This is a genomic window from Psychrobacter sp. BF1, from assembly GCF_019279065.1.
Lineage (GTDB): Bacteria > Pseudomonadota > Gammaproteobacteria > Pseudomonadales > Moraxellaceae > Psychrobacter > Psychrobacter urativorans.
In genome coordinates this window covers 42,981-55,287 of sequence record NZ_JAGYWV010000002.1, presented here as the reverse complement: position 1 = coordinate 55,287, position 12,307 = coordinate 42,981, and the positions used below count along the sequence as shown (strand labels likewise).

Annotated in this window: 14 protein-coding genes; 9 read left to right on the top strand and 5 right to left on the bottom strand. The window is 40.0% G+C overall.

Annotated features, from left to right (window positions below; all coding sequences use genetic code 11):
• The first annotated feature begins 3 nt into the window (after nucleotides 1-3).
• The 5 genes from KZA12_RS03165 to tsf all read left to right on the top strand — a co-directional run bounded on the left by KZA12_RS03165 (nucleotide 4) and on the right by tsf (nucleotide 3,499).
• Nucleotides 4-366 carry a response regulator gene (locus KZA12_RS03165; protein WP_218689208.1) on the top strand — a complete coding sequence of 121 codons (363 nt, stop codon included), beginning with the start codon at nucleotides 4-6 and terminating at the stop codon, nucleotides 364-366.
• A gap of 25 nt (nucleotides 367-391) precedes the next feature.
• The gene (locus tag KZA12_RS03160; protein ID WP_201621851.1) at nucleotides 392-841 is read left to right on the top strand and encodes a chemotaxis protein CheX; all 450 of its coding nucleotides are present in this window, start codon (nucleotides 392-394) and stop codon (nucleotides 839-841) included.
• Between the two features lie 43 nt (nucleotides 842-884).
• Nucleotides 885-1,334, top strand: a complete 450-nt coding sequence (locus KZA12_RS03155) for a chemotaxis protein CheX (RefSeq protein ID WP_218689207.1) — start codon at nucleotides 885-887, stop codon at nucleotides 1,332-1,334.
• 324 nt (nucleotides 1,335-1,658) lie between these two features.
• A complete protein-coding gene (rpsB, locus tag KZA12_RS03150; RefSeq protein WP_201621853.1) occupies nucleotides 1,659-2,489 on the top strand; it encodes a 30S ribosomal protein S2 in 831 nt (276 codons plus the stop codon).
• Nucleotides 2,490-2,614: 125 nt separating this feature from the next.
• On the top strand, nucleotides 2,615-3,499 hold the full coding sequence (gene tsf, locus KZA12_RS03145; protein ID WP_201621854.1) for a translation elongation factor Ts: 885 nt from the start codon (nucleotides 2,615-2,617) through the stop codon (nucleotides 3,497-3,499).
• Between the two features lie 128 nt (nucleotides 3,500-3,627).
• Here the strand turns inward: tsf and KZA12_RS03140 are convergent, their stop codons facing one another.
• Nucleotides 3,628-4,467 (bottom strand): lytic transglycosylase domain-containing protein, encoded by an 840-nt coding sequence (locus KZA12_RS03140; protein ID WP_218689206.1) that lies wholly within the window; start codon nucleotides 4,465-4,467, stop codon nucleotides 3,628-3,630.
• 576 nt (nucleotides 4,468-5,043) lie between these two features.
• The gene (gene hflX, locus KZA12_RS03135) at nucleotides 5,044-6,504 is read right to left on the bottom strand and encodes a ribosome rescue GTPase HflX (protein ID WP_256932807.1); all 1,461 of its coding nucleotides are present in this window, start codon (nucleotides 6,502-6,504) and stop codon (nucleotides 5,044-5,046) included.
• A 415-nt stretch (nucleotides 6,505-6,919) separates the two neighbouring features.
• Here hflX and KZA12_RS03130 point away from each other — a divergent pair, with 415 nt between their 5' ends.
• Nucleotides 6,920-7,735, top strand: coding sequence for a 1-acyl-sn-glycerol-3-phosphate acyltransferase (locus KZA12_RS03130; RefSeq protein ID WP_201621856.1), 816 nt, complete (start codon nucleotides 6,920-6,922; stop codon nucleotides 7,733-7,735).
• Nucleotides 7,736-7,864: 129 nt separating this feature from the next.
• On the opposite strand, the gene KZA12_RS03125 is transcribed toward KZA12_RS03130, so the two are convergent.
• Together KZA12_RS03125 and KZA12_RS03120 are read right to left on the bottom strand one after the other, a co-directional pair.
• Entirely contained in the window at nucleotides 7,865-8,905 is a 1,041-nt protein-coding gene (locus KZA12_RS03125; RefSeq protein ID WP_218689205.1) for an aldo/keto reductase, read from the bottom strand.
• Between the two features lie 93 nt (nucleotides 8,906-8,998).
• Nucleotides 8,999-9,511, bottom strand: coding sequence for a peptidylprolyl isomerase (locus KZA12_RS03120; RefSeq protein WP_218689204.1), 513 nt, complete (start codon nucleotides 9,509-9,511; stop codon nucleotides 8,999-9,001).
• A 154-nt stretch (nucleotides 9,512-9,665) separates the two neighbouring features.
• On the opposite strand from KZA12_RS03120, the gene KZA12_RS03115 reads away from it, so the two are divergent.
• From KZA12_RS03115 to KZA12_RS03105, 3 genes are all read left to right on the top strand, one after another.
• The gene (locus KZA12_RS03115) at nucleotides 9,666-10,331 is read left to right on the top strand and encodes a cold shock and DUF1294 domain-containing protein (RefSeq protein ID WP_218689203.1); all 666 of its coding nucleotides are present in this window, start codon (nucleotides 9,666-9,668) and stop codon (nucleotides 10,329-10,331) included.
• 80 nt (nucleotides 10,332-10,411) lie between these two features.
• Complete coding sequence (locus KZA12_RS15045; RefSeq protein ID WP_218689202.1) at nucleotides 10,412-11,023, top strand: glutathione S-transferase family protein; 612 nt, start codon at nucleotides 10,412-10,414, stop codon at nucleotides 11,021-11,023.
• 5 nt (nucleotides 11,024-11,028) lie between these two features.
• The gene (locus tag KZA12_RS03105; RefSeq protein ID WP_218689201.1) at nucleotides 11,029-11,496 is read left to right on the top strand and encodes a hypothetical protein; all 468 of its coding nucleotides are present in this window, start codon (nucleotides 11,029-11,031) and stop codon (nucleotides 11,494-11,496) included.
• 145 nt (nucleotides 11,497-11,641) lie between these two features.
• Here KZA12_RS03105 and lspA read toward each other — a convergent pair whose 3' ends face one another.
• Nucleotides 11,642-12,238 (bottom strand): signal peptidase II, encoded by a 597-nt coding sequence (lspA, locus tag KZA12_RS03100; RefSeq protein ID WP_218689407.1) that lies wholly within the window; start codon nucleotides 12,236-12,238, stop codon nucleotides 11,642-11,644.
• Nucleotides 12,239-12,307 lie beyond the last annotated feature (69 nt).

Below are 12,307 nucleotides of genomic sequence, written 5' to 3'. Positions count from 1 at the left end.
TCCATGTATAAACTAATGATTGTTGATGATTCAAATATTATTCGAAATCGTATTCAGCGTGCTTATGATTCAGGACAGTTCATGCTAGTGGCGACTGCTAACAGCGGGGTACAGGCTATTGAGAAATTCAATATCCACTGTCCTGATGTGGTCACTATGGATTTGACTATGCCGCAAATGGATGGGCTTGAATGTATTGAAAGAATAATTACTCTTGACCCTGAAGTACGTATTTTAGTGGTGTCTGCTTTATCGGATAAAACTACAGGAATTCATGCTTTGTCGTTAGGAGCTAGTGGCTTTTTATGCAAACCGTTTTCAGAAGACGAGCTTATCGAATCATTGTATGAGTTAGTACAAGAGTAACGTGACCTATGAAATGGATGCGATTATGAAAGAGAAAAAGTTACAAGTTTTTTTACAGATCATCTCCAACTATTTTGCTCAGCTAGGTGGCGAAGCCCTTAAGGTGGAGACCCCTTATCTATCAGCTGATAAGCAGCCTGAAGTCTATGACTATACTGGGATAATCGGGGTGTCAGGAGGGCAAAAAGGCGTAGTATATTTTTCAGCTACCCAAAGCTTGTTGTGCTGTATTTTACAGAGTTTAGGGGAGAGCGATGCTAGCGAAGAGAACCTAGTAGATATTGCTGGAGAGGTGGCTAATACTATCGCTGGTAATGCACGCAAAGAGTTTGGGGCTGAGTTTCATATCTCCGTACCTTTGGTATTTAAAGGAGTACCACAGAGTATCGTTTTACCCAAAGATGAGCGTTCCTTTATCATTCCTATTGCATGGCGCGGGCAGCTTGGAGAGATTGTACTCTGTTTTCAGAAATAAACACTCAACCCATTAATGATGGGTAAATGGACACTAAAGTATTATGGTCAAAGTTGAAAAATTAGGGGTGTTTTTAAGCTCGATTAGCGCATTTTTTGCGCAAATTGCTGACACTCAGATTGCTATTGATACCCCTTATTTGCATGATAACAAAAGTGCGATAGGCTATGATTACAGCGGTATTATCAAGATAACAGGCCCTGTAGAAGGCTATGTCTATATCAGTGCGCCAAGCACTATGCTAAGAGCATTGATAAACATAATGGACGAGTCTGACTCTTCTCTTAAAATGATGAAAGATTTACTGGGTGAAATGGCCAATACTATCGCCGGTAATGCTCGTATTGAATTCGGCACTGATTTTATCATTGCTCCACCAGAAATCGTAGTAGGAGCCCCTAGTGCTGCCTACTTGCCAAAAGATCGTAATAGCTATATTACCCCGTTTAGCTGGGGTGGTTATCAGGCGGTGATAGGGATTTGTATTACTTAGTTAGCCCTGCTAGATCAATAAATAAACTACTGGAGCTTGGCTAGCTATATATGGTAAAATACAGCGCAGCTATTTTTATAATCTGTTATATCTGATTATAGCTTAAGTCTAGACATTCGGTCTGTTCGTAAGTAATAGCGTACTCTATAAACCAACCAATGACACACACATCATGACAAAAAATTGCTGGGTGTTTGGCGACTTGATTAATTTGCATTAATAATAGTCTTACATAAATCATGTATCGATTATTGGCAAATGCGTGTTGCTAGATAGGTAGTTTTTGTGATGTGGAGGCATAACCCAACCACTAGGATATTGAACATGGCTACAGAAAATAAAAACCCTACCAAAATGCCAATGCGCGACTTATTACAAGCCGGCGCTCATTTTGGTCACCAAACACGTTTTTGGAACCCAAAGATGGGTCCTTATATCTTTGGTGCGCGTAACAAAATTCATATCATTAACTTAGAGCACACCGTAAAAGCCTTCAATGAAGCGCTTAACTATGTTAACGGCTTAGCTGCTAAGAAAAACAAAGTATTGTTCGTAGGTACTAAACGCGCAGCTAGCGGTGTTATCCGTGAGCAAGCAGCCCGCGCTGGCATGCCTTATGTTGACCATCGCTGGTTAGGTGGTATGTTGACTAACTGGAAAACTCTACGTCAGTCAATCAATCGTCTAAAAGAGCTTGAAAAACAAGCAGAAGACGGTACTTTTGCTAAGCTTACCAAACGTGAAGCGCTAGAGCGTACTCGCGATATGGAAAAACTAGAGCGTTCATTAGGCGGCATCAAAGACATGGGCGGTTTACCTGACGCTATTTTTGTCGTTGACGTTGATCATGAAGCGATTGCTATTAAAGAAGCCAAAAACCTTGGTATTCCAGTAATCGGTATCGTTGATACTAACTCTAATCCTGATAATGTTGACTACGTTATCCCAGCTAACGATGATGCTATTCGTGCGGTAACTCTATACGTAACAGCTATTGCTGATGCTATCATCGCTGGTAAAGAGTATGCACAAACTCAAGCCAGTGGTAATGCTGATCAACAAGCTGCTGAGCAAGCGCCTACTACAGAAGAAGCTCCTGCTACTGCAAAAACTGAAGAAGCTCCAGTTGCTGCAGCAGAAGAAAAAGCTGAGTAAGACTTATAGCGTAACAGTTTAAGCAAACAACAGGCATGATGTAGTTCTACTCGTCATGCCTTGTTGTTGATACGTACAATAGAATTTAAGTACCTGTAATACATCACACTACTGAGGTAACTCTTATGACAGAAGTAAAAGTATCTGCCAAAATGGTAAAAGAATTACGTGACCGTACTGGTCTTGGCATGATGGAATGTAAAAAAGCATTAGAAGAGTCAAATGGCGATGTCGAAACTGCCATTGATAACCTACGCAAATCTGGTCAAGCAAAAGCAGCTAAAAAAGCGGGTAACATCGCAGCTGATGGCGCGATCATTATTGCTCAAGGCGATAAAAAAGCGTTTTTGGTAGAAATCAATTGCCAAACTGACTTTGTAGCTAAAGACGATAGCTTCACAGCTTTTGCTGAAAAAGTAGCTAACATTGCTCTAGAAAATGACACTACTGATGTAGCTGCTCTTTCTGAATTGCCTTATGGCGATGGTCAAAGTGTTGAAGAAGCTCGTGTATCTTTAGTACAAAAAATTGGCGAAAACATTCAAATTCGTCGCATTGAAACCTTAGAAGGTAACAATATTGCTGCATACCGTCATGGTTTACGCATCGGTGTTGTAGTTTCTCTTGAAGACGAAAATGCAGACACTGGTAAAAACCTAGCTATGCACATTGCTGCGTTTAATCCAGTAGCAGTCGATGATGAAAATGTAGCTGCTGATGTATTGGCACGCGAAAAAGACATTATCGAAGCCAAAGCTAAAGAATCTGGCAAGCCTGATAACATCGTTGAAAAAATGATTGAAGGTGGCCTACGTAAGTATCTAGACGAAGTAACTTTACTACGTCAGCCATATGTTATGGACAATGACAAAAAAGTCGGCGACGTACTAAAAGCTGAAGGCGTAAAAGTTCTTGGCTTTAAACGTTTGGAAGTTGGCGAAGGCATTGAGAAAAAGCAAGAAGATTTTGCAGCTGAAGTTGCGGCTACTCAAGCGCTAGCTAATAAATAACTATTGATTTAGTTTATAGAACTTATAGTCTGATAATATACAAAAGGCCCGTTATTTAATTAACGGGCCTTTTTTGTACTATGATTCAATGATTTATAGGCAGTGCTTATATTTAACGATTAAAAAGCTTAGTTTAAAGCATTAAAAGCTGAGTTAGCATAGCTGGCTTTATTATTAATAGTACCATAACTGATATTTTGCAAACTTGGATTGGAGCTAGGACTATTAAGAGTAGGGTCGTTGAAACTACTGCCATTAAAACTACCGCTATTAAAACTACTGTTATTAGCTGATAAGCTGGCGTCGCCTTTATAGAGACTATTATAACGGTCCATTACTCTTTTTACGTAGTTACGGGTCTCTTTAAAGGGTGGGATACCGTTATATTTATCGACATTACCTTCACCAGCATTATAACCAGCTACTGCAAACTCAATATTATTATTAAAGCGACGCATCAACCAAGCGATATATTTGGCAGAACCCTCTATATTCTCAGCAGGATCCCAAGCATTGATGACTTTGAAGCGACGTGCTGTAGCTGGCATTAACTGCATTAAACCTTGCGCCCCTACTGGAGAGCGTGCATTCGGATTAAAGGCTGACTCAGTATGCATCATCGCTTTCATCAGTCCAGGGTCAACACCGTGACGCGCAGCTGAAGCTATAATATAGCTATCATAGGCATTACGACTACCACTATTGCTCGCGGCACTGCTACCATAATTGCTAGCGCTATTATTGTTAGAGTAGCTGCTGGCATCTTTATAATAAGTCACTTTAACTTTTTTAGTAAAGCTATCAAAATTACCGCTAGGGTTGACATTAGTGAGCAGTACTTGTCCGCCTTTGTCTTTAAAAATGTACATATTGCCAGCGTGTGCACTAGCCGTTAAAGTTGCTAAAGTGACCGTGGCGGCCAACACAGATAGTAACGAGCAGCTAAATAAGGGCTTAATTTTTGTCATAAAAAATCACTTCTAATCAAAGAGTATCAGAGCACTTCAAGTATTTAAATAGGGTTCAACACAAAAAATATGCTCATGAAAAAATTGATTGACCAATAATAGTTAGTATTAATAATACTATTGACAATGGATAAAAAAGACAATAGTCGCTTATTATAGCACAAAACAGTCTTTTACCCTATGAGCTTATTAATTGAAAAATATAATTAATAGTAAAACTTTTATAAATAAATCAGCAGGATAGATTTAATTTTTTCGCTAATGGTAGGGGAAATATCATAGCAGTTACTATTATAAATCAGCAATAAAGTTTGCTTAAAATAGGGCTAACCGAAAAAGGGGACTGCTAGACGCTATACTCATCATTAACGGTCTATTACCAGTTATAGGGTAAAAGCTGCAATAAATGATTAAGCGTTAGCAAATAATTAAAAATTATATTATCGCAATAAAGGGGCTTAAAAAATGAGCATATAAGCCTATTTATGGCTCATATACTCAGGTTGTCATTGCTAGGGTAGCCCTCTACAGCGGCAGACTCTAATAACCTTCTGTGTCATTAATCACCGCTATTATTTAGTCATTATTACTATCGATAGAAACGTTAGCGATAGCCTCATCAGCAATGGTTTCATCTGCACTGGCAAATATCTGCTCATAAGTCAAATCTTCATCAGCGTTCAGCTCAATATCGTCCTTATCATCTTGCTGTTCAAAAGGTTCTAGAACTGGCAATAACAAGGTCGCTTGCGCTAAAGGTAATACATCTTTGGCTAATAAGTTAGCTTGACCTAATAGCTGGGTTAAGCGCTCGCTTGGCAGGCGTATAGTCAAACACTCATGACCATTATCGTCATAGCTTTCTTCTAAAATAACACCAAGCTCATATAAAGTGTTTTTGAAGTGTCCGGCATTATAAGGTAAGGTCAAATCAAAGGTGGTCAGCGTACCAGTCATCAGTTGCTGTACCGCTAGCGATAACTCTTCAATGCCTAAGTTGTTTCTTGAGGATACATAAACACGATTAGGGTCACCTTCACTCGCGTAACCGATATGTGCAGGTTCGCCAGTTAGATCGATTTTATTATAGACATTGAGTACGGGTACATCATTCTCGATCTCAGCCAACACGGCTTTTACTGCTTCGATCTGCTCATGCATATCTTCGCTAGAAGAGTCGATAACGTGTAATAATAAATCTGCCTCTAAGGTCTCTTCTAAAGTGGCATGAAACGACTCCACCAACTCATGGGGTAGATGGCGGACAAAACCAACCGTATCGACTAACACCACACGGCCAACGCCTTGCCAATCTAAGCGGCGTAAGGTTGGGTCCAAAGTGGCGAATAGCTTGTCAGCGGCATATATGTTTTCATCGACTAAACGATTAAATAGCGTTGATTTACCAGCGTTGGTATATCCTACTAAGGAGATAGTAGGAACGTCTGATTTTTGTCGTCTTGCGCGACCTTGCGCTCGTGTTTGTCGTACTTTTTCGAGCTTGACCTTAAGCTGGCCTACTCGGGTTTGTAGTAAACGACGATCGGTTTCAAGCTGAGTTTCACCCGGACCACGTAGACCAATACCGCCTTTTTGACGCTCCAAATGCGTCCAACCACGCACTAAGCGCGTAGACAAGTGATTGAGCTGTGCTAGTTCAACTTGCAACTTACCTTCATAAGTACGAGCACGTTGAGCAAAAATATCGAGAATCAAACCAGTACGATCGAGTACTCGGCACTTCACCAAAGCTTCAAGGTTACGCTCTTGTGATGGCGATAAGCTATGATTGAATATTACGATGTCGGCGTCATGCTCACTGACCAGTTCAGCTATCTCTTGCGCTTTTCCTGAGCCGACGAAATACTTAGCATCAGGTCTTTGGCGTGAGCCCGTTACTAGCTCTACACGCTGCGCACCAGCAGAGTCAACCAGCAGCTCAAATTCGCCTAAATCATCAGGGTCTTGAATCTGACGAATGTCTAAATGTACTAAAATGGCGCGCTCGCCACCTTCATATCTTCCAAAATATTCCAAAGAGTATCACCTATTAGTTATGTAACATTTCATTAAATAGTAAGTTGAACGATGTTATTAAAATAGCAGTTAGTTAATAAATTACGCTCAGATGATCACTTATATAAGGCCTTATCTGTTGATATTAAAGGTTATTAGCCTAATTATCGATGATTTTGTGTTACAGATTTTAATTTAAGTAATAATACCGGTTAAGGGTTTGTAAAAAGCGTCAGTGTAGACCTTACTAGGCATTAGGTACTGAGTGAACAAATCATCACTGACTAGCAGAATTTTGCTATACTTATTTCGCTTTTTGCAACGCTGTTAACTGATAAAATCTAACTACCTATAACATCTAATTGCATATAAAGTCTAACTACCTATAAGCTTCAAAAATACCTAAACAGCCGTTATTTAATGATGAGGGACACAGATGAGTCAATCTAAGTCAAAAATTTCACTGAGAAAGCAATTGGGTCGTGGCAAAAAGATAGCCGGTATGACGACAACTATTGCTGGTGGCTTGCGTACGGCACAGCGTATCGGTGCTTTTAGAGAACCACCTCGCGAAAAGCTACCACGCTATATTCAAACCTTTTGCCGTAAAATGGCAGGCTCTTTTGGGGTAAAGATAGTACCTATCGAACCTGTGCCCCAGCATCATGGACTATGGGTGTCTAACCATGTTTCTTGGATGGATATCCCAGTAGTGGGCAGCGTCAGTCCAGCGTTCTTTTTGTCAAAAGCTGAAATTGGTGAATGGCCAGTATTTGGTAAGCTGGCCCAGGCAGCAGGCACAGTGTTTATCGAGCGTGGCTCCGGTGATACTGGATCAGTAGCAACCCAAATAGCCAGTTTTTTGAATGAGGGGTTTTCGGTTATTTTCTTCCCTGAGGCAACGACTACTGATGGTACTAAGATCAAACGTATTCACGGTACTTTATTGCAAGCAGCGATAGATACTGGTGTACCTATTCAGCCTTTAGTATTGTGCTATGTCAATAAGGATGGAGAGCTTAGTAAAGAGTTGCCTTATTATGGCAAGCTGACTATGAAAGATAGCTTGAAAATGGTACTCGACAGCAGGCAAATTACCGCTTATGTGCTACCGCTTGAACCTCTAGATCCTAATGGTCATAATAAAAGTCAGTTAACCAATTTATTGCAACAACGAATGCAAGATGGCTTAAAAGAGCTGCATGCTCGGGTATTAACGCAGCCAAACAATAACTCTACTTCCGTGCTATAAAATACAATCTTATGACTCTAAAGTATAAGTCAGCATTTATTATTATTTAACGTTATAAAAAAGGCGCAAACCATGATGGTTTGCGCCTTTTTTGGTCAAAAACAATTCATTACTGTAACACAATAAATATTATGGTGAAGGATTTGGTTGACGCGCATGCACAGCTTCAATGGCTTCTAATACTTCTGGGCTTAAAGTGATATTGACACTATCAATATTAGATTTTAGCTGCTCAATACTAGTGGCACCAATGATATTGCTAGTCACAAAAGAGCGAGTGTTAACAAAAGCCAAAGCCATTTGTGCCATATCTAAACCAGCATCAGCGGCGATCTTGGCATACTGTACAGTTGCTGATACTGCTTGCTCATTGATATAGCGATCAAAGCGATCATATTCAGTTAGACGTGCGCCAGCTGGACGCTTACCATCAAGATACTTACCAGATAATACGCCAAAGCCAAGTGGCGAGTAAGCCAGTAAGCCTACGTTTTCGCGATGTGATATCTCCGCCATAGCGACTTCATACAGTCTATTGAGTAAGCTATAAGGATTTTGTACAGTAATAGGAGCAATTAAGCCATTTTTATCAGCTTGCGATAGATAGCTCATCAGTCCCCAAGCCGTATCATTAGACAGTCCATAAGCACGGATACGGCCCTTTTTAATCTCATCATTCAAGGCTTGAATGGTCTCTAAAAACGGCGTCAAATCGTCTAACGACTGTGCTGCCATATCTTCGCTATAGCCACGTTGACCGAAGAAGTTAGACTGACGTTCAGGCCAGTGTAGCTGATAGATATCAATATAATCAGTTTGTAGACGTTGAAGGTTACCATCGATAGCGCTGCTAATGTGTTCAGCATTAAAGCGAGTTTTACCGTCACGCAAAAAGTTCATTGGAGAGATTTTGCTGGCTAGTACTACTTTATCGCGCTGCTTAGTTTTAGCGAACCAGGTGCCCATAAAGCGCTCAGTATCACCTTGCTTGTCTTTGTCTGGTGGTGAAGGATACATCTCAGCGGTATCCCAAAAATTCACCCCTTCACTAAGTGCTACATCCATCTGCTCATGGGCTTGGCTTTCACTATTTTGTTGGCCCCATGTCATAGTACCTAGACAAATTTTGGAAACCTTTTCATCGATTTGTGGGAGTGTTTGATACTGCATAAGATGTCCTTTAACGATTGGTTTTGAATAATTAGTTTTAACTATTTGGATAGTTTCAATGTTTTATAATTTTTCGTACTTTGCCAGCACCTACTATCTTAGCTGGATACCGGTAACGCCAGGTGGGGTGACTTTAAAAATTTTGACTTTGAATAATACGGCTTGTCCAGCTAACGGATGATTAAAATCGACCTCAATCTCATCATCTCCAATGGCATTAATAGTGCCCGCTAGCGTGTTTTTTCCCTTGTCCTCAAATTCAATCATCATACCGATTTCAGGATTATCAGCGACAAGTGCAAACTGAGCGCGGCTAAAATGCTGAATATTATCGGGGTTCCAGTCGCCAAAAGCTTGCTCCGGATCTAAGTGGGCACTACGAGTATCTCCAGCTCGCAAATTCATCAGTACTTGCTCAAACCCTGGTAATAAGCTCTCGTCACCGATAGTCAAAGATACAGGGGTCTCTCGACTAAAGGTTGAGTCAATCACCGTGCCATTCTCTAAGGACACTTCAAAATGTAGCTTAACTAGACTGCCATAAGTGATACGAGTATCTTCATTGGGATTAATAAATTGCGATTCATTGATAGTTTCTTTGGTCATAATCAGGAGGCCATCTATTGGTGATGTGAATGAAGGCAGTGCATTAATAATAGTCATAGAAATGATAAGCTAAATACAAAACCCTGTAAGCGTAAATAGTGTAACGCAAATGGTGTAAGATATCTGATGAATCTAGAAGACGGTAGCATTATCAATGACAAGCGAACAACAAAGCACTTTTCAGCAAGGAAAAGTTAGGAAATGGCAAGAAGACAAAGGCTTTGGTTTTATCGAGACTGAAGCTGGCGAGTCAGTATTTTTTCATGTCAGTGAGTTTAAAGCACCACGCAGACCGGTTAATGGTGATGAGGTAGTGTTTACCATCGGACCAGACAGCCATGGAAGGATGCAAGCAAAGCAAGTACAAGAGCTAGAGTTTGTACAACAGAAAATCGCTCATAAGAATAAAAAAATCCGTAAGCGTAATGCACACAAAAGCCAGCAAGCTGATTTTGAAGAAGGTCAGAAGAAACGCTTGTTTCTTGGCGTGGGCTTTTATGGGATGTTGATATTATTAGCGGCTACTAATAAGCTGAGCTGGCTAGTAGTTGCTTGGTACATAGCGCTAGGAGTAATTACTTATATCGTCTATGCCAAAGATAAAGCTGCGGCGCAGAATAATAACTGGCGTACTGCAGAGACGACTTTGCATATTTTAAGTGCGCTTGGTGGTTGGGTGGGAGCGATGGTTGCGCAGACCTACTTACGTCATAAGTCACAAAAAGCTGATTTTCGTGTCGCTTATTATTTGACGGTAGTGATTAACTTGGCAGGGCTGTTATTTGTATTGGCAGGTGGCGATGTAAAAGGGCTGTTGTAGATCTTCATTATCTTATTTAGGCCAGCATAAGTAATTGTACTTTAGCAAAATTTCTTATTAATTATAAAAGGCAAAATCTAGTGATTACATTATATAAATACACTCATCCAAGTCGAGCAGAAACAGTTCTTTGGGCACTTAAAGAGCTTGGCTTAGATTATGAAATCAAAGCGTTAGATGCTAAAAAAAACGAGCAAAGAAATCCTGAGTTTTTAGCGATTAATCCTTACGGAAAAATACCTGCTATCACCCATAATGGTCAGCACTTCACAGAATCTTTGGCGATCATTGAATACTTGAATGACTTACATCCTGATAAGCCCTTAACCCCAAACATTGACAATGTAAATTACGCTGAACAAAACTATAAGCTACGTAAAGTTATCTCATTTGGCATGATTGAGATCGAAAGCTATTTATGGATATTGACTAAGATTAAAGTTTTAAGAAACTTTGAAAACTGGTCTGAAGGTACGGCTGAAAACTGCATAGCTTCTATTAATAAAGCGCTACCCATAGCGTGCGATTGGCTAGAAGGACAGAACTATATAGCAGGAGAGAGCTTTACGTTAGCAGATATTTATTATCATCATCTGTTTTCTTGGTTAAAAATGTTAGGGATAAGATTACCTGAGACAGTGATGGCTTATCTCAAAAGATTGTCAGCACGGGAGAGTTTTCCTAAGGGGTAGGTTCTATGTACACTTTTGAACAAGTCCTACCTCTAATCGAAGGCAGCTACGGCGAGACATGTTGTCGCAAGCGAGTAGGCTATTACTATAGTCTAGCAGTAGATTTTGGAAAGAAAATTTATCACAATAAAAAACGGAATGTAGATTCTTTTTATGGTGAATGGCAATTTCGTACTTACAATCGTATGTGGAAAATAATAAAAGATGAGCAGGTTATCCTACAAGGTCAGAGTAATACTGGCAGTAATGATGACTTGGATGATTTATTGCAGCAGATTGAATTTGGTAGACTGATAAATATTTCAATCAATACTGATCTTGATTTAGTTTTAGAACTTGATAATGGCTTATCGATTGAGTTTCTCAGTTGTGGCAAAGAAGAGGAAATCTGTGTGATTTTTTTACCTAATAATGGATATCTTACTTATCACTTTAACCAAGACTGGGAATATGATATCAGCGACATACAATAATAATTCATTTTAAGCTTGATTATAAATGATTGAGTATGAAAATGTGTATTTTTGCTGGGCTAAAAGCACCAGCCTACAATAAAAACAAACCCCGCCATAGAGAGCTAGGGCGGGGTTTGTTGCTGATAATTTGTACTAACTCACATTAGCTACTACGTTTGCTCTCTAAAAATATCATATCGATGATAATCAACAGCACACCGATGCAGATAGCCATATCAGCGACGTTAAAGATAGGATAATGCCAAACGTTGGCATAATGCACATGGATAAAATCGATAACGTGACCATGTAACAATCGATCGATCAAGTTACCTACTGCACCGCCAAGTACTAAGGCTAAACCAAGAGATAGCAGTTTGGCTGGACGTGGAGCTTTGATTAGATAGATAGTCAAAAATATCGACATCACTAAAGCTAACCCTGAAAAAAACCACTTTTGCCAACCGCCAGCATCCGCTAAAAAGCTAAAAGCAGCCCCGTAGTTATAAGCCAAAGTCCAATTAAGGAACAGCTCAATCACTGATAATGGCTCATTAAAAGTTAAGTTAGTTTCAGCTAGCCATTTAGTCCACTGATCGATAGCTAATACTAGTAGTGATAGCGCATACCAGACAAACGCACGACTACCATTAGCAGTCATTTTTGCGGTTTTACGCAAGCGGCCTTTCGGTACTAATGAGCTACCAGTAGTGACATGCGCAACCTTACGATCATTAGTGGCAACGTCAGATTGCTCAATGCTAGCACTATCTAGCGTAGTTTCGTCAATGATTTCAACGCTACCCAACTTAGTGCTATCTAGCTTGAC